General features: G+C 35.9%; 20 protein-coding genes. 16 read left to right on the top strand and 4 right to left on the bottom strand.

Annotated elements, in window-relative coordinates; all coding sequences use genetic code 11:
• The first annotated feature begins 31 nt into the window (after positions 1-31).
• The 9 genes from tnpA (at position 32) to Q73A0000_RS01470 (ending at position 10,476) form a co-directional block, all read left to right on the top strand.
• Positions 32-478: an IS200/IS605 family transposase gene (gene tnpA / locus Q73A0000_RS01510; protein ID WP_193812329.1), complete on the top strand. Its 447-nt coding sequence runs from the start codon at positions 32-34 to the stop codon at positions 476-478.
• Positions 479-590: 112 nt separating this feature from the next.
• The gene (locus Q73A0000_RS01505) at positions 591-962 is read left to right on the top strand and encodes a response regulator transcription factor (RefSeq protein WP_193812328.1); all 372 of its coding nucleotides are present in this window, start codon (positions 591-593) and stop codon (positions 960-962) included.
• A gap of 84 nt (positions 963-1,046) precedes the next feature.
• Entirely contained in the window at positions 1,047-2,948 is a 1,902-nt protein-coding gene (locus Q73A0000_RS01500) for an AMP-binding protein (RefSeq protein ID WP_193812327.1), read from the top strand.
• A 455-nt stretch (positions 2,949-3,403) separates the two neighbouring features.
• Positions 3,404-5,311: an acetate--CoA ligase gene (acs, locus tag Q73A0000_RS01495; protein WP_193812326.1), complete on the top strand. Its 1,908-nt coding sequence runs from the start codon at positions 3,404-3,406 to the stop codon at positions 5,309-5,311.
• Between the two features lie 123 nt (positions 5,312-5,434).
• Positions 5,435-6,361: a hypothetical protein gene (locus Q73A0000_RS01490; protein WP_193812325.1), complete on the top strand. Its 927-nt coding sequence runs from the start codon at positions 5,435-5,437 to the stop codon at positions 6,359-6,361.
• A gap of 204 nt (positions 6,362-6,565) precedes the next feature.
• The gene (locus Q73A0000_RS01485; protein ID WP_193812324.1) at positions 6,566-7,708 is read left to right on the top strand and encodes an NAD(P)/FAD-dependent oxidoreductase; all 1,143 of its coding nucleotides are present in this window, start codon (positions 6,566-6,568) and stop codon (positions 7,706-7,708) included.
• A complete protein-coding gene (locus Q73A0000_RS01480; RefSeq protein ID WP_193812323.1) occupies positions 7,708-8,418 on the top strand; it encodes a methyltransferase domain-containing protein in 711 nt (236 codons plus the stop codon). The genes Q73A0000_RS01485 and Q73A0000_RS01480 overlap by 1 nt, the downstream gene beginning before the upstream one ends.
• Before the next feature lie 214 nt (positions 8,419-8,632).
• Positions 8,633-9,685 (top strand): type III polyketide synthase, encoded by a 1,053-nt coding sequence (locus Q73A0000_RS01475; protein ID WP_193812322.1) that lies wholly within the window; start codon positions 8,633-8,635, stop codon positions 9,683-9,685.
• A complete protein-coding gene (locus Q73A0000_RS01470) occupies positions 9,679-10,476 on the top strand; it encodes an enoyl-ACP reductase (RefSeq protein ID WP_193812321.1) in 798 nt (265 codons plus the stop codon). Before Q73A0000_RS01475 ends, Q73A0000_RS01470 begins: the two co-directional genes overlap by 7 nt.
• 88 nt (positions 10,477-10,564) lie before the next feature.
• Here Q73A0000_RS01470 and Q73A0000_RS01465 read toward each other — a convergent pair whose 3' ends face one another.
• Positions 10,565-11,647: an alkene reductase gene (locus Q73A0000_RS01465; RefSeq protein WP_193812320.1), complete on the bottom strand. Its 1,083-nt coding sequence runs from the start codon at positions 11,645-11,647 to the stop codon at positions 10,565-10,567.
• A 243-nt stretch (positions 11,648-11,890) separates the two neighbouring features.
• Between Q73A0000_RS01465 and Q73A0000_RS01460 the strand changes: the two genes are divergently transcribed.
• The 4 genes from Q73A0000_RS01460 (at position 11,891) to fsa (ending at position 14,863) form a co-directional block, all read left to right on the top strand.
• A complete protein-coding gene (locus tag Q73A0000_RS01460; protein WP_193812319.1) occupies positions 11,891-12,325 on the top strand; it encodes a 3-hydroxyacyl-ACP dehydratase FabZ family protein in 435 nt (144 codons plus the stop codon).
• A 1-nt stretch (position 12,326) separates the two neighbouring features.
• The gene (locus Q73A0000_RS01455; RefSeq protein ID WP_193812318.1) at positions 12,327-13,598 is read left to right on the top strand and encodes a beta-ketoacyl-[acyl-carrier-protein] synthase family protein; all 1,272 of its coding nucleotides are present in this window, start codon (positions 12,327-12,329) and stop codon (positions 13,596-13,598) included.
• 18 nt (positions 13,599-13,616) lie between these two features.
• On the top strand, positions 13,617-13,871 hold the full coding sequence (locus Q73A0000_RS01450; protein WP_193812317.1) for an acyl carrier protein: 255 nt from the start codon (positions 13,617-13,619) through the stop codon (positions 13,869-13,871).
• A gap of 338 nt (positions 13,872-14,209) precedes the next feature.
• On the top strand, positions 14,210-14,863 hold the full coding sequence (gene fsa, locus Q73A0000_RS01445) for a fructose-6-phosphate aldolase (protein ID WP_193812316.1): 654 nt from the start codon (positions 14,210-14,212) through the stop codon (positions 14,861-14,863).
• Between the two features lie 80 nt (positions 14,864-14,943).
• On the opposite strand, the gene Q73A0000_RS01440 is transcribed toward fsa, so the two are convergent.
• Positions 14,944-16,371: a T9SS type A sorting domain-containing protein gene (locus Q73A0000_RS01440; RefSeq protein WP_193812315.1), complete on the bottom strand. Its 1,428-nt coding sequence runs from the start codon at positions 16,369-16,371 to the stop codon at positions 14,944-14,946.
• A gap of 202 nt (positions 16,372-16,573) precedes the next feature.
• Between Q73A0000_RS01440 and Q73A0000_RS01435 the strand changes: the two genes are divergently transcribed.
• The 3 genes from Q73A0000_RS01435 to Q73A0000_RS01425 are packed head-to-tail and all read left to right on the top strand — an operon-like array spanning position 16,574 to position 18,098.
• The gene (locus tag Q73A0000_RS01435) at positions 16,574-17,206 is read left to right on the top strand and encodes an NAD(P)H-dependent oxidoreductase (protein WP_193812314.1); all 633 of its coding nucleotides are present in this window, start codon (positions 16,574-16,576) and stop codon (positions 17,204-17,206) included.
• Between the two features lie 31 nt (positions 17,207-17,237).
• The gene (locus tag Q73A0000_RS01430; RefSeq protein ID WP_193812313.1) at positions 17,238-17,672 is read left to right on the top strand and encodes a MarR family winged helix-turn-helix transcriptional regulator; all 435 of its coding nucleotides are present in this window, start codon (positions 17,238-17,240) and stop codon (positions 17,670-17,672) included.
• A gap of 3 nt (positions 17,673-17,675) precedes the next feature.
• Positions 17,676-18,098 (top strand): organic hydroperoxide resistance protein, encoded by a 423-nt coding sequence (locus Q73A0000_RS01425; RefSeq protein WP_193812312.1) that lies wholly within the window; start codon positions 17,676-17,678, stop codon positions 18,096-18,098.
• Between the two features lie 275 nt (positions 18,099-18,373).
• Here Q73A0000_RS01425 and istB read toward each other — a convergent pair whose 3' ends face one another.
• Together istB and istA are read right to left on the bottom strand one after the other, a co-directional pair.
• The gene (istB, locus tag Q73A0000_RS01420) at positions 18,374-19,105 is read right to left on the bottom strand and encodes an IS21-like element helper ATPase IstB (protein WP_193812311.1); all 732 of its coding nucleotides are present in this window, start codon (positions 19,103-19,105) and stop codon (positions 18,374-18,376) included.
• A gap of 10 nt (positions 19,106-19,115) precedes the next feature.
• A complete protein-coding gene (gene istA / locus Q73A0000_RS01415; protein ID WP_244140780.1) occupies positions 19,116-20,681 on the bottom strand; it encodes an IS21 family transposase in 1,566 nt (521 codons plus the stop codon).
• Positions 20,682-20,976 lie beyond the last annotated feature (295 nt).

Raw genomic sequence — 20,976 nt, 5'->3', positions numbered from 1 at the left:
AAGGGTTCAACAACCGAACGAATAAAAAAAAATGTCAACCTACACCCAAATATATTATCACATCGTATTTTCTACAAAACATAGAAAACCAAGCCTCAATTCTGAACACGAAGACGAATTGTACAAATATATCTGGGGAATTATTAAAAACAAAAAATGCACGCTATACAGGATTAATGGAATGCCGGATCATCTCCATATTTTCACCAGTTTGCACCCAACCGTACGACTGAGCGATCTGGTAAAAGACATTAAAATTGCCAGTAACTTATGGATGAAACAAAGTGGTTTGTTTCCTGAATTTGAAGAATGGCAGGAAGGTTATGGCGCATTTACGTACTGCATCAGAGATAAAGAGATGATTATTAATTATATTAAAAATCAAAAAAAGCATCACCATGCTGAAGATTTTGAATCCGAATACCGGAGATTATTGCTTGAAAATGAAATTGAATTTGATGAAAAATATTTTTTATAAATTCCGTTCACATGTTTGAAAATTTCACAAACATGTCCGTAAACGATCCGTATGTTTCACATACGGCTATGAATATTTGACCGCTTCGCGGTCGCCCCAAAAAAGAAGAAACATGAAAAAAATATTAATCGCCGACGACGAACACAAGATCATCATGACCTTGGAATACGCATTTAAGAAAGCCGGTTATGAAGTTTTTATCGCCAGAGACGGTTCCGAAGTTTTGGAACTGTTGAAAACCGAAATTCCCGATATGATTTTATTGGACATTATGATGCCCAATGTTGATGGTTACACCACGCTCGCAGAAATTAAAAGAGATAAAAACCTGAGTGGAATTAAAGTCATTCTACTTTCCGCAAAAAGTGGTGAAGCAGATATTAAAAAAGGGCTGGAACTTGGCGCAGATGATTACATCACCAAACCTTATTCAATAAAAAAACTGACAGAACGGGTTGAAGAACTTTTGACAGATAAGCAATAATTAATCGATAATAAGCAATCAATAAAACTCAATTTTGGGAATTTAGACTAAAACCTAAAACCCACTACCTAAAACCTAAATATCATGAACGCAGATCAAATGTTTAAAGAAAGTATTATTCACAAAGAAAAATTCTGGGCAGAACAGGCAGAACAAATTGAATGGTTTAAAAAGCCAAAACATATCTTAACCGATGATGGTGTAAATTATCCTACGTGGTTTGCAGATGGAGAATTGAATACGTGTTTTCTGGCGGTTGATAAACATGTCAATGATGGATTCGGCGATCAGGTTGCAATTATTTACGATTCTCCGGTAACGAATAGAATTATTAAATATACTTATAGTCAAGTTTTAGAACATGTTTCAAAATTTGCGGGCGGACTGAAAAAATTAGGTTTAGAAAAAGGCGATACCGCGATTATTTACATGCCGATGATTCCAGAATCCGTATTTGCAATGTTGGCTTGTGCTAGATTAGGCGTTACCCATTCCGTTGTTTTTGGTGGATTTGCGCCGCAGGAATTAGCCATCAGAATTGACGATTGTAATCCAAAAGCGATTATTACCGCAAGTTCCGGAATGGAAGTTTCCAGAAGAATTCCGTATTTGCCTTTCGTGAAAGAAGCAGTTTCAATGTCTGAACATCAACCAGAACATATCGTGGCTTTCGATAGAAAATTATTAGGAAATCGGGTTGATTTTAAAAATGATTCTTCCTTGGTTGATTTTGAAAAGTTAATGACCGAATCCGAACCAACCGAGTGCGTTTCCGTAGAATCTACGCATCCTTTGTATATTTTGTACACCTCCGGAACGACTGGAAAACCGAAAGGAGTTGTCCGTGATAATGGCGGTCATGCCGTTGCCATGAAATTTTCAATAAAAAATATTTACGGTGCAAATGAAGGCGAAACCTTTTGGGCGGCTTCTGACATTGGTTGGGCAGTTGGCCACAGTTACTCGGTTTATGGTCCTTTGATTAACAGAAATACAACCGTTATTTTTGAAGGAAAACCAATCGGAACGCCGGATGCAGGAACTTTTTGGCGAGTGATTGAAGAGCATAAAGTATCCATCATGTTCACGGCTCCGACCGCAATTCGTGCTATTAAAAAAGAAGATCCCGAAGGAAAACTGGTCAAAAAATATGATTTATCGTCTTTAAGAACCCAGTTTTTGGCTGGTGAAAGATGTGATGTCGCAACATTGGATTGGTATGAAAAATTTGTGGGAGTTCCTGCAATTGATCATTGGTGGCAAACGGAATCAGGTTGGCCGATGTTGGGATTAATGCCGGGTGTTGAAGATGTTAAAATTAAAAGAGCCTCGGCTGGAAAACCGATTCCAGGTTATGATATTAAAATTTTCAGCGAAGAAGGTTATGAACTCGAACCGCATCATGAAGGTTATTTGGTGATCAAACTTCCTTTAGCGCCTGGAGCGATGATGGGAATTTGGGGCGATCCGGAACGTTTTAAATTTGGATATTTATCCAGATTTCCGGGTTACTATTTTTCCGGAGACGGCGCAATTAAAGATGAAGACGGATATGTTTTCGTGACAGGAAGAGTTGACGATGTAATTAATGTAGCAGGACACCGACTTTCTACCGCGGAAATGGAAGAAGTAGTATCTGCTCACAAAGAAATTGCAGAATGTTGCGTGGTCGGAATTGATGATGATTTAAAAGGTCAAATTCCTTTTGCCATTGCGGTTTTAAAATCAGGTTCAGAAGCGGATGAGAAGACTTTGGAAAAGGATCTTGTTTTATTGGTTAGGGAAAAAATCGGTGCTGTGGCGTGTATGAAAAATGCTTTGGTGGTGAACCGTTTACCGAAAACACGGTCGGGGAAAATTTTGAGAAAATTGATTCGGACGATGTTGGATGGAAAGGAATATCAAATGCCATCGACGATTGATGATGAAAGTGTTGTGGAGGAATTGCAGTTGAAAATGGATGAATATAAAAAGAAGTATTTGTAAATTGTTGTCCAACTACACTAAATATTTTAACGCAAAGACGCAAAGAATTTATTAATAATGCTGCATAAAATTACGGGCGCAAAGGCGTTTCACTTAGCAAATATTGTCCGTGCGAAATTTAACCAGTAAGAAATTAAGTAAAATTAAGATTGATCAACGGTTAACTAATAGGAAACTAAGGTAAATGGAAATTCTTAATCCAGCCACGAAGTGGCGTAATCAATAGCATGGGGTGTAGCCCTATGAATTTATGAATCTATGAATGAAAAAGATGAAATTATATTTAAACGAAAATTGGAATAAATAAAACGGGTCGTAACTAGCCCTGATAGAAGCGGTTACCCCGGAACAAGCGTTGGGAAAAGCCTTGGCGTGAGGAGTATGAGCGGATAGCATCTCGTCTTGAGGAAGAGACGGCTCCTAAATAAAATTAGAATTAAAAAAAATTAAATATTATGAAAAATTACGTGATAGACGATTTGCCGGACTATTTTAAACAGTATAAAAAATCGATTAAAAACCCGAAAAAATTCTGGGATAAAGTGGCCGATGAGAATTTTGTGTGGTATCAACGGTGGTCTAAAGTGGTGGATTACAATATGGAAGATGCTAAAATTCAATGGTTTAAAAATGCAAAACTGAATATTACGAAGAATTGTATCGACCGGCATTTGAATGAGCGTGGGGATAAAACGGCGATTATTTTTGAGCCGAATGATCCGAAAGAGGAGGCGCAACATATTTCGTACAGCGAATTGCGCGACCGGGTTTGTAAAATGGCGAATGTGCTTCGTGATCAGGGCGTCCAAAAGGGCGACCGCGTTTGTATTTATTTGCCAATGATTCCGGAACTGGCGGTTTCAATGTTGGCCTGTGCAAGATTGGGCGCGATTCACTCCGTAATTTTTGCGGGATTTTCGGCAAATGCTGTGGAATCAAGAGTTAACGATTGTGGAGCGAAAATGATCATCTGTTCGGATGGAAGTTACCGCGGTACAAAATCGATTGATTTGAAAGGAATCATCGATGAAGCCGTAGAAAAATGTCCGACCGTGGAAAAAGTTTTGGTCGTAAAAAGAACCGGCGGCGAGGTAAAAATGAAGGAAGGAAGAGATCTTTGGTTGGCGCCTCTTTATGACAAAGCGCCTTCTGATTTTATTTCGGTGATCATGGATGCGGAAGATCCGTTGTTTATTTTATATACGTCAGGATCGACTGGAAAGCCGAAAGGAATGTTGCACACCACCGCCGGTTACATGGTTTACACGGCTTATACTTTTAAAAATGTTTTCAATTATAAGGAGAACGATATTTATTGGTGTACTGCCGATATTGGCTGGATCACGGGACATTCTTATATTTTGTACGGACCGTTGTTGAATGGCGCAACGACCGTTATTTTTGAAGGAGTACCAACTTATCCGGAACCGGATCGTTTCTGGGAAGTGATTGAAAAACATAAAGTAACGCAATTTTATACGGCTCCAACAGCGATTCGTGCCTTGGCAAAAGAATCTTACGAATGGGTTGAGAAACATGATTTGTCAAGTCTGAGAGTGATCGGGTCTGTTGGTGAGCCGATTAATGATGAAGCGTGGCATTGGTATAATGATCATGTCGGCAAGAAAAAATGTCCGATCGTTGATACCTGGTGGCAAACTGAAACCGGAGGGATTATGATTTCACCATTGCCTTTTATCACGCCGACAAAACCGACTTATGCGACTTTGCCGTTGCCGGGAATTCAGCCCGTTTTGATGGATGATAAACGAAATGAAATTACCGGAAATCAAGTGGATGGAAATTTATGTATCCGTTTTCCGTGGCCTGGAATTGCGCGAACAATTTGGGGTGACCATCAACGATATAAAGATACTTATTTTACCGCTTTCCCGGGAAAATATTTCACAGGAGATGGCGCTTTGAGAGATGAAGTTGGCTATTACAGAATCACCGGACGTGTTGATGATGTGATCATTGTTTCCGGACATAATTTGGGAACTGCACCGATTGAAGATAGTGTGAATTTACATCCAGCCGTGGCGGAATCTGCGATTGTTGGGTATCCACACGACGTGAAAGGAAGTGCGCTTTACGGTTTTGTGATGTTAAAAGACAGTGGTGAAGATCGTGATAGAGATAATTTGAGAAAAGAAATCAACAACGTTATTTCGGATACGATTGGACCAATCGCGAAACTGGATAAAATTCAGTTTGTTTCTGCCTTGCCAAAAACCCGTTCCGGGAAAATTATGCGCCGTATTTTGAGAAAAATTGCGGAAGGTGATTTTGCTAATTTCGGTGATACTTCTACGCTTTTGAATCCGGAGATTGTGGAGGAAATTAAGAATGAGAAGATTTAAGATTGTTGGATGATGGATGTCTGATGATGGATGTTTACAATCTTACAATAAATTATAGAACCTTGCGGAAACGCGAGGTTTTTTCTTGCATTAAATTGTATCTTTCTTTTTTTAAATTTAAGTATGAAATATATTTTCCTTTTTGTTTCGCTATTTCTAATTTTATCTTGTGATAAAAAAGATCTTACTGATAAAGAAGTATTAGAGATTATTCATGCTGATAAAAACTACGAAGATCTTCAACTAAAAACAGATTTTTTGACTGGTGAAAATTTCATCGACTCTATTAAATCTTTTAGAAAAATAATTGCGAAGGAAAATCTAAAACCCATATTTAAAGCCGATTTGAATGGTGATGGAAAACAGGATTATTTAGTCAATTTGGAATATAAAAAAGACAGTACCAATGAAAATCTGGTAAGATTCATAGATGATGATGCTAAAAATTGTGTCGTTTTATTAAGCAGTTCCAATGGTTACAAAATTTTAAGTGCAGGTAAGAAAAGGGTTTACGATATCTTTTCCGCCAAAATTATAAATTACAACGGTCAGAATTTGATTAAGGTGTTAAACTTTATACCAAGATTTGATGACTTAAATAATATCCTGAAGTTCGATACCTTAATGGTTACAAATAATCAACTTACAGAATTTGCAAATAAGAGAAGTAACAATAATATTTCAGAAATTAAATTCACCCAGTATGGCGGTTATGCTCCCGGAGTTTATTTCACATTGTCTTTTAAAAAAGATTCCATCATTTTAAATTCAAAATTTTATAAAAAATTAAAAGGTAATTTCGTCGGAAATAAAAACCAAGATTTTCAAAATTTGGGATTGTATCTCAATAATATTGATTTCAAAAATTTAGAAGAAAGATATTCCATCGGTTGCTGCGATCATTCTGCCATAGAAACTAAAGTAGTGTACGATAACGGAAAAATAAAAACTATTTACGACTATGGCGAGAAAGGTTCTCTTGGTCTATTAAAATTTTACGATTCGATTCACGCGATAATGGAAAAGCAGAAATGGCAAAAAATTGAGTAAAAAATTTCACCATTAAGGTTTTGGTTAAGGAGTTAAGATTCATTAAGATTCCCTACGGAAATTAAAAACTAATGTCTGTTTTTCCGCGTCGTGTTTTTAAACTTTAACTAATGTGACTCATGTGTTAAAAAGCAAATGGTAAACTTGTACAATAAAACTTTTGTGACTTTGTGGTAAAAATTTTTACTACATTTAAATAAAAAATTGAAGAATTCAAATTGCGATACCGAAGTCATCATCATTGGTGGCGGTTTAGCAGGTTTAACGAGCGCGATACATCTCACGAAAATGGGTCGTAAAGTCATTGTTATTGAGAAGAATTCTTACCCAAAACATAAAGTCTGCGGCGAATATATTTCTAATGAAGTCCTTCCCTATTTCGATTGGTTGAATATTAAAATTGATGAATTAAAGCCAACCCACATTTCAACCTTGCAATTTTCTTCCGAGTCTGGAAGAACGATTGAAACCAAACTTCCGCTCGGTGGTTTTGGGATCAGCAGATATACTTTAGATGATGCACTTTATAAAAAGGCTCTTTCTCAAAACTGCGAGGTTATAGAAGATCAGGTAAATGAGGTGATTTTTAAAGATGATTATTTTGAAGTTCATTTGGCATCCGGAAAAACTTTATCCTCAAAAGTTGTTTTGGGCGGATTTGGAAAACGATCAAATTTAGATTTAAAAATGAATCGCGATTTTTTAAAAAATAAATCTCCTTGGTTGGCGGTGAAGTCTCACTACAAAGGAGAATTTGAAAATGATGTTGTGGGTTTGCATAATTTTAAAGGTGGTTATTGTGGTGTTTCAAAAGTGGAGAATAATTTGCTCAATATCTGTTATTTAACTAATTTTAAATCTTTCAAGAAATATAAAAATATTGATGAGTTCCAGGAAAAAGTTGTCTCTCAAAATCCACATTTAAAAAATATTTTAGAAAATTCTACTACTGTATTTGAAAAACCTTTGACCATCAGTCAGATTTGTTTTGACAAAAAAGAAAATGTAGAAGATCATATTTTAATGATGGGTGACACCGCAGGATTAATACATCCTTTATGTGGTAATGGAATGGCAATGGCAATTCATAGTGCAAAATTGGCTTCAGAACAAACATTAGATTTTTTGTCAGGTAAAACTTCTCGTCAAGAAATGGAAAAAAATTATTCTTCGAACTGGAATAAGAATTTCAAACAAAGATTATGGTATGGCCGAATTTTAGGTAGTATTTTAGAACATTCAAAACTTTCCGAAGTTTTGACAAATTTAATAACCCATCTTCCTTTCCTACTTCCGATTATCATTAGAAAAACCCACGGAAAAGAAATCAATATGACTCAAAATTAATGGCTTTAGATACAACGTACAGAACAGATCTTGAAGAATCGATGGACGATTTCTCCATTGATAATGAAGGTTTAGTAACCGCTTTGGACGACATTGCCAGAATTAATCAATTGCTCGGTGGAAACTCCGTGACTTTAGGTGGAGTTAAAACTTTAATTAAAGATTTCCCAAAAGATAAAACGATCACCATCATGGATTTCGGTTGTGGAAGCGGCGATATGCTGCGAATGTTATCAAAATTTGGAAAGGAAAATAATTTAAATTTTCAGTTAATTGGTATTGATGCGAATGAAGCCACGATTCGCCACGCTGAAAAATGTTCCGTAGATTTTGAAAATATCACGTATTTAGCGGAAGATATTTTTCTGTACGATTTCTCAAAATATAATATTGACATTGCTCTGATAACCCTTACTTTACATCACTTTAAAGATGACGAAATTTTAAAAATAATGCGTGTCATTTTAAATTTGGTTAAAAAAGGAATCGTCGTCAATGATTTACAAAGAAGTAAATTGGCTTACCGACTTTTTCAGGCAATTATCTTTATCTTTAGATTAGAAAAAATGACCGCGGAGGACGGATTAATTTCCATTTTGAGAGGTTTCAAAAGAGAAGATTTAGATAAATTTTCAAAAGATTTAGGTTTAAAAAAATTTAGCATCAAATGGAAGTGGGCATTCCGCTACCAATGGATTATTGAAAAATAATTGGAAATTTTAAAACCACAAAGTCACAAAGATTAAGGTGAAACATTAATATTAAAAAAAATTAAAGTTCATAGAGTAAACTAGAAGCGAAAAATTTTTAAAACTGTATGCTCTTTTAAAATCATTTATAAACTAAACTTTGTGACTTTGTGGTAAAAACTAAGGTTTGTTTTTGTAAAAGCGCAAGAATCTGAAATATTATAATTAGTAATTAATGAGTGTAAAAATAGTTACCGTTGCCAAGCAACTCCCAAAATATTCCCGAAAAACTTCCGAAGTTTTACCTTTCCTGGATCAGTGGTTGGTCAACCAGGACAGCCGTTTTGTGCGTAAAGTCAAAAAGATTTTTGAAGGTGCCGCAGTTGATGAAAGGTATTCCATCATGGATCCAATTGAAGTTTTCACGGCGACATCTTTTGAAGATAAAAATGATATCTACGCTCGGGAAGTCGTTTTATTAGGTGAGCAAGTTTTGGATAAATCTTTGAAAAAAGCCAGTTGGGATCCGCAATCACTGGATTATATTATCACCGTAAGTTGTACTGGAATTATGATTCCGTCCCTTGATGCTTATTTGATCAACAAATTAAATTTACGCCAAGACATCGTTCGTTTGCCGGTTACAGAAATGGGTTGCGCTGCCGGAGTTTCCGGAATTATCTACGCTAAGAATTTCCTTCAGGCAAATCCTGGAAAACGTGCCGCAGTTATCGCAGTCGAAAGTCCGACCGCGACTTTTCAATTGGAGGATTTCTCCATGGCAAATATTGTGAGCGCTGCGATTTTCGGCGACGGCGCTGCATGTGTTCTTTTATCGTCAGAAGAAAATGCAGAAGGTCCAGAAATTCTTGCGCAAGAAATGTATCATTTTTACAATAATGAACATATGATGGGTTTCAAACTGACCAATTCTGGACTGCAAATGATTTTAGATATTGAAGTTCCAGATACGATCGGGGAACATTTCCCAAATATTATTCATCCTTTTTTAGCCAAACAAAATTTAAAAATTAAAGATATCGATTATCTTATTTTTCATCCGGGTGGAAAAAAAATTGTTCAAATGGTAGAAGGATTATTTTCAGAATTAGGTAAAAATATTGACACTACAAAAGAGATTTTAAGACTTTATGGAAATATGTCGAGCGCGACCGTTCTTTACGTTTTAGAAGAAATCATAAATCAAAAACCGCAGAAAGGCGAGAAAGGTTTAATGTTAAGTTTCGGACCAGGATTTTCTGCACAACGAGTTTTATTGCAATGGTAAGAAGATTTGAAAATACAAATTATTGGGCTGTAATTCTGGGCGGAAGTTCAGGATTAGGTTTGGCTTCTGCAAAAAAACTGGCACGCGAAGGAATGAATATTTATATTATTCATCGCAGTTCCCGTGCTGAAATAGAAAATATTAATGAAGAATTTAATTTTATTAAAAACGAAAATATTCAGTTTTTAAGTTTAAATAAAGATGCTTTAAATCTCCAACATCAACAGGATGTTTTAACAGAATTAAAAACCGCGTTAGGTTCAGAAGGAAAAGTTCGATGTATTTTGCACAGTATTGCCAAAGGAAATTTGAAACCGATGGTCGGAAACGAAGATGAAAGTCTTTCTACCGATGATTTTGCAATTACGCTTCACGCCATGGCAACCAGTTTATATGATTGGACGAAACTAATTTACAACGAAAAACTGTTTGCGGAAGACGCGCGAATTCTTGCTTTCACAAGCGAAGGAAGTATAAAACCAATCAACAATTACGGTGCAGTTTCCGCTGCAAAAGCCGCTTTGGAAGCCATCTCCAGAAATATCGCTTTGGAGTTTGCTCCATTTGGTTTACGATCAAACTGTATTCAAGCAGGAGTGACGGACACTCGTTCTTTGCAAATGATTCCTGGAAGTGAAGAAATAAAAGAGCACACTAAAAAACGGAATCCTTTTAAAAGATTAACTACGCCAGAAGATGTGGCAAATGTGGTCAGTTTATTATGTACTGATGAAGCCGCTTGGATTAACGGTTGTGTAATTCCCGTCGATGGTGGCGAACATTTACAATAAAATTAAAAAAGATCAGCCCAATTTTGGACCGATCTTTTAATTACAATGGAAAGAAATTCAAAAAAAAGAGTTCCCCTATAAATTTTGCTTATTTTAAAAAATGATAGTCAGTGTAACCTTTTGCACCTGGCGTGTAAAATGTATTCTGATCAGGTTCATTTAACGGTGCATCAACCGCAAAACGCTGTACGAGATCCGGATTGCTGATGAAAGGAACTCCGAAAGAAACCAGATCTGCAAGACCATCTTCTATCGCTTTATCTGCGGTATCTTTTTTAAATCCACCGTTGATCATAAATATTCCTTTGTAAATTTTACGATAATGGTTGGCGATTTCCAGAATACTTTTTAAAGGATCATCATCCTGACCTGCAAATCCGCTGAAATGAAGATAAGCCAGCTCGTAGTCATTTAATTTGTTCACCAAATATTCAAACATTTCTGTCGTTTCGTCATCTTTCTTCATACCAAAAACACCATCAAAATCTGGAGAAAGCCGCAATCCAACTTTTTCCAATGGTATTTTCTCGATTACAGCATCCAAAACTTCAAACAAAAACCGTCCTCTATTTTCAGTCGAACCGCCATAATTGTCTTCTCTTTTGTTGGAAGTCAGGGCAAAAAACTGGTGAAACAAATAACCGTTTGCACCGTGAATTTCAACACCATCGAAACCCGCTTTCATTGCATTTTCTGCAGCATTGGCAAAATCCTGAACGGTTTGTTTGATATCTTCCAACGTCATTTCCTGCGGCGTAACCGTATCTTTGAAACCTTCGTAAGTATAAGACTGCGTTTCAGGATTTACAGCAGAAGGAGCTAAAGGCGCTTTACCCTCATGAAAATCCGGATGCGAAACGCGACCAACGTGCCACAATTGTGCAAATATTTTCCCGCCCATTGCGTGCACAGCGGTAGTTACATTTTTCCATGATTCTGTTTGCTTTTCGGTGTAAAGACCGGGAACGTTGATGTATCCGACAGAATCTTTACTCACATTTATACCTTCGGTGATGATCAAACCGGCCGTTGCTCTTTGTGAATAATAATTTTGCATCAGGTCATTCGCAACGTGTTCCTCATTATCCGCGCGACTTCTTGTCATCGGCGCCATCACAATTCTGTTTTCTAATTTTAAATTTTTGGAGGTGTATTTTTCTAAAAGTTTCATTTATTCAATTTTTGTAGAAGCAAATTTACCAACAATCCGGCCACAGTCTTGTTGACCCATGATAAGATTTTCTTAAAGTTCACGGTCATTTCTTTAATGAGGATGCTCACTCCTTATTGATGTATTACAAAATAGCAATCCAAAAACATATCATTGATGACATGTAAAACTTTAAAATAATTGCTTTCACCAAGGCTAAAATATTATTTTTTTTCGCATCTTCACAAAAGCGAAAGTACCAAAGTGAAAAACAAAGAAATTTTAGAAAAACTACCCTATTCTACTCCATTTTTATTTGTGGATGATTTGGTGAGCGTTGATGAAAATGGGGTGACTGGAAATTTTACTTTTAAAAAAGATTTAGATTTTTACAAAGGTCATTTTAAAAACAATCCAATAACACCAGGAGTTATTTTAACGGAAACAATGGCACAAATCGGATTGGTTTGTTTGGGAATTTTTCTGGTTGGCGATGATTTGACTGAAGAAAGTCAGATCGGTTTAACTTCCACAGCTATTGAATTCTTAAAACCCGTATTTCCGGGTGAGAAAGTGACCGTGATTTCAGAGAAAATATACTTTAGATTTAACAAGTTAAAATGCAAAGTGAAGATTCTGAATGAACAATCAGAAATCGTTTGTGAGGGAACAATTGCGGGAATCATTAAAGTGAATTAAAATGGAAAGAAGAGTTGTCATCACAGGATTAGGAGTCGTTGCACCCAATGGAGTTGGTTTGAAGAGTTTCCGGTCTGCTTTAAAAGAAGGTCGCTCTGGTATTCAGTTTGATCAGCAATTAGCCGACTTACAATTTTCCTGTCAAGTTTCTGGAACTCCGCCAATAGTTAAAGAAAACTTGAACCAATATTTCACCGATTTAGAACTCCGTAATTTTAATTCAACGGGAATTATGTACGGCGTTATCGCAGGATTAGATGCCTGGAAAGATGCCGGATTAGAACCTTCAGATGGAGAAAATCCAGATTGGGAAAGCGGAACGATTTTCGGCGCAGGAACTTCTGGAATTGAAAAGTTCCGTGAAAGCATTTATAAAATCGATGCTCTACAAACCCGAAGATTAGGAAGTACGGCGGTTTCTCAAACTATGAACAGTGGAATCTCTGCTTATTTAGGTGGAAAGTTAGGTTTGGGAAATCAAGTCACGACCAATTCTTCTGCTTGTACTACAGGAACAGAAAGTATTTTAATGGCTTTCGACCGCATAAAATCCGGAAAAGCAAAACGTATTTTGGCAGGAAGTACAAGTGATTCCGGACCTTATATTTGGGCAGGTTTCGATGCAATAAAAGTTTGTAGTTTTAAATCTAATGACAAACCAGAATCTGCTTCTCGTCCGATGAGCGCTTCTGCAGCAGGATTTGTTCCTGGTAGCGGTGCTGGCGCTTTGGTTATCGAAGATTTGGAATCGGCTTTGGCAAGAAATGCGAAAATCTATTGCGAAATTTTGGGTGGAAATCTAAACAGCGGCGGACAACGCGGCGGTGGAAGTATGACCGCACCAAATTCAACCGCTGTTCAGAAATGTGTAAAAGACGCAATTATAGAATCCGGCATTGAAGCTAAAGACATCGATTATATAAGCGGACATTTAACCGCGACTTCAAAAGATGCTACCGAAATTCAGAATTTATCAACCGCTTTAAATAGATCCGGGAAAGATTTCCCTTATATCAATTCATTAAAAGCTTTAACGGGACATTGCCTTTCTGCAGCAGCAAGTGTAGAATGTGTCGCCGCAGTTTTGCAACTTTCGGAAAATTTTGTAGCACCGAATATCAATTGCGAAGATTTAAATCCAGAAATTACTGCAATTATAGATGCGGAATGTATTCCACTAAATTTAATCGAAAAGGAAATTAATATTGCTGCAAAAGTAAGTTTTGGTTTTGGTGACGTGAATGGATGTATTATCTTTAAAAAATATTCTTAATAAAATTTAATTCTCAATATGGACAAGGAAGAGGCAATTCAAAAATTAAAAGAAATCGTAAAACCTTATGTCAAAAATGAGGAAGCTTTAAAAAACATCAATGAAAACACAGATTTCATCAACGATTTAAATATTAATTCGGCCAATTTGGTTGATGTGATTTTGGATGTAGAAGAAGTTTTTGATATTGAAATCGATGCCGATTCTATGGAAAAAATGCGGGATGTAAAATCTGCTTTGGCAGTGATTGAAGAGAAACTTGCTGCGAAGTAGTTTTTTATTAATTTCATTTCGGAGATTTCTTAAACACAAATGGCACAAATGATTTCACAAATGACACAAAACTGCATCATTAAGTTTTTAGTTAAAAATTAAGAAGATTAAGATTTCCTTCATGAATTTTAAATCTGCTTATATGGACTTTTACATCACATAACAACTTGAGATTTTTTAAGAAGAACTAAATCTATTAATGTCTTCAAAACATTTTATAATAGGTAAAACTTTTGTGACTTTTGTGGTTAAAAAGATTTCAGCTACTCCTTTTTTAAGACCAAAATCATTTTCCTATTGCACCCGAAAATCTTACCTTTGCAAAAACAAAAAGTAATATGAAATTTTTTATCGACACCGCTAATCTGGAGCAAATTAAAGAAGCACAGGATTTAGGAATTTTAGATGGAGTGACCACCAATCCATCATTAATGGCAAAAGAAGGAATCAGTGGAAAAGAAGCAATTCTGAACCATTACAAAACCATTTGCGAAATCGTGGACGGAGATATCTCTGCAGAAGTTTTGAGCACCACTTATGAAGAAATGATTAAGGAAGGTGACGAATTAGCAGCAATTCACCCGAATATAGTAGTGAAAATTCCAATGATTAAAGACGGTATTAAAGCTTTAAAATATTTTTCAAACAAAGGAATCAAAACCAACTGTACTTTGATTTTCTCCGCTGGACAAGCTTTACTGGCTGCAAAAGCTGGAGCGAATTATGTTTCTCCATTCTTGGGAAGATTAGATGATATTTCAGTAGACGGAATGAACCTGATCGAAGAAATCAGGATTATTTTTGATAACTATATGTTCGATACAGAAATCCTTGCAGCGTCGATCCGTTCACCAATGCATATTATTAACTGTGCGAAAATCGGTGCAGATGTGATTACTTCACCATTAGATTCGATTCTTAATTTATTGAATCACCCATTGACTGATAAAGGTTTAGCGCAGTTTGTTGCTGATGCTAAAAAATTGGGATAAGAAGAAATTTTTCTTTTAAATATATAAACCGTCTGAAAGTTCAGACGGTTTTTTTGTTCTTTAAAATAAAAGAAAATCTTTTAATTCTTAATTAATTTCTTTGAAAACAATTCTCCGTTTTTCATATTAATTTTCAGGATATAACTTCCTTTTGGAAGATTAGAAGTATTGATATTCTTGAAGTTTTTGGAAGTTAGAACCTTTCTACCTTCAATATTATAAACCTCAAAATCCTCAGCGTTTTCAGCATTTTTAATATTTAAAAACTCCTTTACTGGATTTTCAATTTCTATCTTTTTAAGACTATTATTTGAGGTTGCGAGCAGTTCATTCACTATTAAAAACTTTTCAATTTTAACACCAACAAGATTTTGATTATCATCTGGAATAATAGAATTGACTAAAATATAATCGTCCTTCATCTCTATTTCGTGACCAGACAAAAGATTAAAGTCGGTCATATTATTAATTTTCAAAGAATTCCCAGTCGAAGAATAGGCACTGAGCGCTTTTTGATTTGCTTTTTGATTCAAAATCAAAAACACATTATTTTTAAATCCGCTATCTAAAAATCGTTCTTCATTTTCAGAAGTTAAAAATCCATTTCCATTAAAATTAGGATCTAATTGTTCATTCTTGATAACAGCCAATCTGCTGAAAGTCGGAAGTGGATAATTCTGGTATGCAAAAATGGAATAAACCATTCCATTATCGGTCATTCTTGTCGAGATATTAGTTTTGTTCTGCAAGGTAAAACCATTGTATTGGTGAGTAGCAGTAGTATTTAAATTCAAAACTTTGTTTGTCGCTAACGAGTTCAAGTCATAAAATGAATATATAGAGGAAGAAAGCGAACTGACATCACACGTGGCAATTTTCCCGTTTAAAGACTGGCCGAGAGGAAAATGATAATCATAAATAATCTCACCATTGTTTCCAAAACCTGAATCTAATTGACCATCAACAGTGAATTTCTTAGGATAAGTGGCATTCGAATTCGTAACAATCAAACTATGATCCGCAAGAACTATAACACTCAGAGATTGTGGGTTTGTATTTTCTGTAACTTCATTTAAAATTCCATTATTCCCGAAAGTAGTGTCCAAAGTTCCATTTCGATTGTATCTTAATATTTTTGAATCTTCGTAAATATTATCAAAATCTGCTGGTTTAGGTCCAAAATAAATGATAATTTTATTACCCTGCAGAACGGCATTCATAAAGTTATTTTCCTGAAAATCCAGCGTGCCGTTGTTCGCAAAATTGGAATCCAAACTACCATCGGGTTTAAGTTTCAGAATCTGATTTTTGTCGGCGCCATTTATAATATATAGAATAGAATTATCCGGCAAAACAAGTAAATTACTATTAAGAATTGTTTGGCCTAAACTAACATCCGTTGTGAAAACACCGCCATTCCCAAACGAATTGTCTTTTGTGATATTAATCTGCGAAAATACCTGAATACCGCATAAGAGGATAATCAGAAAAAAAGTAAATTTTTTCATGTCATTTGTGTGTATGTAAATATATAAAATTTAATTATTTAAAAAGAAGGTAAATAACCCTATTTGAGAAGATCAGATTTTTATTATAAAACAATTAATCACTAATTCTAAAAATAAATAAAAATTTAGCCCCATTTAAATTGCACACAATTTAATTGTTTACTATATTTGCGATTCCAAATAACAATAAAATTTAAAATAGATGTCATTAATAGAAAATTTAAAATGGAGACACGCTGTAAAAGCTTATGACTCTTCAAAAAAAGTTTCTCAAGAAGATCTTAATACAATATTAGAAGCGGCGAGATTAGCTCCAACTTCTTCAGGACTTCAACCTTTCCGTGTAATTGTTGTAGAAAATCAGGAAATGAAAGAGAAAATGGTTCAAGGCGCTTTGAATCCAGAAGTCATGAAAGACTGTTCTCAGGTTTTGGTTTTTGCTGCCTGGGATAGCTATTCTGATGAAAAAATTGATAAAGTCTATGATCATCACACAGATGTTAGAGATTTACCAAGAGGAAGATTCGGAAGTTATACGGATAAATTAAAAGAAATTTATAATGCCCAGACTGCGGAAGAAAACTTTGCCCACACTGCGAGACAAACCTATATTGCTTTAGGTTTAGCCATGGCTCAAGCTGCTGAATTGAAGATTGACAGTACGCCAGCAGAAGGTTTCAGCAACGAAGTGGTTGATGAAATGCTAGGTTTAAAAGAACTGGGTTTAAGAAGTGTGACACTACTCTATCTAGGTTACAGAGATCTGGAGAAAGATTATCTTTCGCACATGAAGAAAGTGAGAATTCCGATGGAGGAATTTATCATTAAAAAATAATTATTTCAGTTAATCAATCCGATTTGAAATTATGGAAAATCAAGAAACCCCAAAATTAGAAAACCAAATTTGTTTTCCACTCTACGTCCTCTCCAAAGAAATTACAGGAATGTACCGCCCTTTTCTGGAGGAATTAGAGATTACCTATTCGCAGTATTTGGTGATGATGGTGCTTTGGGAAAATGATGGTTTGACCGTTAATCAAATCGGTGAAAAACTTTTTTTAGACAGCGGAACTTTAACTCCATTATTAAAAAGACTGGAAGCGAAATCCTATTTAGTTAGAAAAAGAAAAAAGGAAGATGAGCGAGTTGTCGAAGTATCTCTAACTGAGGAAGGAAGAAATTTACAGAAAATGGCTTGCTCCATTCCAGGCAAAATGGCGGAAAAACTCAATTTATCAGACGACGATCTTTTAGAATTGAAAGCAACAGTGGACAAATTAATGCAAATCATAGAAAAATAAGAAATGAAAACATTATACACAACAAGCGTAACTGCTAAAGGCGGCCGCGACGGACACGTTAAAAGTGAAAACGGAATTTTAGAATTAGATGTTAGAACTCCAAAATCTTTAGGAGGCGCAAGTGATGACTTCGCCAATCCTGAAATGCTTTTTGCAGCAGGATATTCTGCATGTTTTGACAGTGCTTTAAACTTGATGATCAAGAGAGCAAAGATTGAAACAGGTGAAACTACCGTAAAAGCACAAGTGAGCATTGGTCAAATTGAAAATGGAGGTTTTGGGTTAGCGGTTGAATTAGATGTTAATGTTCCCGGTGTTTCTTTAGAAGAAGCGCAGTCGTTGACAGAACAAGCGCATCAGGTTTGTCCTTACTCGAACGCCACAAGAAATAATATTGAGGTTAAACTTTCAGTGACCAATAATTAATTCAGTTCTGTTCAGATTTATTAAAAAACACATCATTATATATAGCGGATTGAATCGATTCTGAGATTTAATCAAAATTAAAAACGGCAAAGCTTACATAAGTTTTGTCGTTTTTAATTTTAATTGCAAATATAAGCTGCACAATTAAAAATCAATACAGAATTAGGTTACTGATTATTCCGAACAAAGTACACCACTCATTCCGACGCAAAGTACACCAGTTAATTTCATAAAAAACTTCCTAGACTTTCCCCTGGATTCGTATTAAATCAAAGCTAATGATTTTTTTTCTTTCTCAAAGATTTACCTTTTAATTCTAAACGGTGAGCCGAAGCTGTCATTCTGTCCATTATTGCATCTGCTAGTGTAGGTTCATTAATGTAGTCGTACCACGATTCAACAGGAAGCTGTGACGTGATGAGCACAGAGCTTTGCGCATAGCGATCTTCTAGCAGATCTAGTAAGGTTAATCTTGTATCTGGATCCATCGGTTTGAGTCCAAAATCATCTAATATTAACAGTTTGTTCGTTGCTATAGATTTGATCCACTTAAGGTAGGTACCATCAAGTTTTACTTGGATAAGAGTGTCCATAAAGCGATTCATACTAAAATATAAAGTTTTATACCCTAATAAACACGCAGATCGTCCTAATGCGCAAGCTAAATAACTTTTACCACAGCCTGTTGCTCCTGTAATAAGAACGTTTTCGCCTCTTCTAATAAATTGTCCATCCGAGAGCCTTAAAATTTGTTCTTTCGTGATTCCTCGCTCTGGGGTACACATAATTTCTTCAGGGACTGCAAAATACCGAAGTCGGCTAGCTTTGAGGTACTTTTGAGTTTTTGCGTGGTCTCGATGTTCGATTTCTGCCTGAACGATACAAGCTACGAGTTCATGCACGTTTTGTAATTGGTGAACAGGCAAGTCTGCAATGGCAGAGTACCGCAATGCCATACCTCCTAAACGAAGTGTTTGCAATTGTTCAATTGTTTGATCTGTGTTCATATAAATAAATTTAATTGTATTCTTGGGAGCCGCGTATATTGCTATGGGATCCAATCTTGTGCGAGTGGCCTTCACTTGGCTTTTCTTCCAAAAGGTCCATCTTATTCGTAATAATGTTTTTTATAGTATTGTAATTAAAACGACACCCTCTTAAGGCTCTTTGGCATGCTCCTTCAATACGCTCTGGGTATTGCCTGGCGATACGTAGGAGTCCTTGACAGGACTGAAAAGACTGATCTAAGATTGTTTTGTCCTCCATTACCTTTTTAAAGAACGCACGGGTACAGGGACCATACTGTTCTGCTTGATGCAGGTACATATCTGGATCCCATAAGTTTTGTTCCCCTATCCGTCTATGATGCGGCGGTTGATGATCAGGCAACGTGGTATAGGTGTATGGACGGTAGTTCCGTCTATGTAATGCAATACGGGTATTTTGAAGATAAATTTCAATATGGTCTGTACAATAAACAACATTCACACTACTGCCAATGTATTTAAATGGCACACTGTAATAGTGTTTATCTTCACCAACCATAATGTGGTAGTTACTTTGGATTTTAGCTTTTGTATAATGTTTGATTACAAAAGATTTTTGCACAAGAGCTTGTAGTAGAGGTTTCTCCTCATTCTCAAAGCGATCCTTACGGCTGTAAGTTCTTCCCTGAAAGTTTTGTTCGTGATGCTTTGTAAGCTGTAGTCTTATGGCTTTATTTAGATCCTCAAGACAGGTGAATTTCTCATTGCGAAGAGGGGCGTAAATACGCCGGTAAGCATTTAATACCGCACCTTCCACAGTGGCTTTATCACGTGGCTTCCTTACACGAGCAACCTTCAAGACGATTTGATTATGATTCCCCCATTGTTCTATCAAATCATTAAATTTAGGCTCATATCGACAAGACCGAACAACCCATTGCTTCATATTATCTGATTTAGCAATCTCGGGACAACCTCCAAAGTATGATATTGAATTGTTTAAGGCGCGAATAACTTGTGGAACGGATGCGTTAGTAAGTGCTTCAACATAACTATAGCCACTGTAAGGCAAGACTACCACAAAAACAGGAACATCAATCTGCTCTCCTGTATTAGGGTCAAAATAATGAAGCTTATCACCTGCAAAATCTACTTGCATTAAGTGCCCGGGAACATGCTCAAAGTGCATCGTTGCATTATGCTTTTTAAAATGGGTTTGCAGAAGTTCACAAAACCTGGAATATCCAAAGCCATCAGGATGCTGAACAATATATTCTTGCCATAAAAGGTTTCGAGTAACTCCCACGCGATTAAGTTCCGTCTTAAAATAAGGAATAAGGGATTCCAAAACCTCATGACGAGGTTCTCGTTCTTCTGAAATCACTCTAGAAGGGGATAGAATAACATGAAGCTTTTCCTCGTCAAAATTCAAGAGCTCACTTACGGTAAAGCCGCTATCCTTAAGCCTTTGCAGGTAAACCGCAATAGTTCGTCGGTTCACACAAGTCTGTTTTTCAATCGATCGCTGTGAATAACCGCGATCTATCAACAGTAAAATCTGTTTAATTTTTTGCATACGTAGAGGTTTATTTGCCATAATGCTAGCTTTTATTCTTGTGGAATTTAAACTAGCAATTAATTTGTTTACTTGAACCTCAGTGGTGTACTTTGTGTCGGAATGTCACTCTTTTTTAATGAGTCATCAAAAAATATAATTCGCGATTTTTTCTTAAATAATGCATTTAAGTGGTGCACTTTGTCTCGGAATAAATGGTGCACTTTGCCTCGGAATGGTGGTGTAGTTTACAGCGGAATATTCAGTTACTAAGTATTTTGTATATTTATTATTATTATTATGATATTATAAAATAAATTTAAGGTTTAAGATAAAT

Origin of the sequence: Kaistella flava (ex Peng et al. 2021), from assembly GCF_015191005.1 — a bacterium.
Classification (GTDB): Bacteria; Bacteroidota; Bacteroidia; order Flavobacteriales; family Weeksellaceae; genus Kaistella; species Kaistella flava.
The sequence above is the reverse complement of the archived record's forward strand: the minus strand, read 5'-3'. Positions and strand labels throughout refer to the sequence as shown.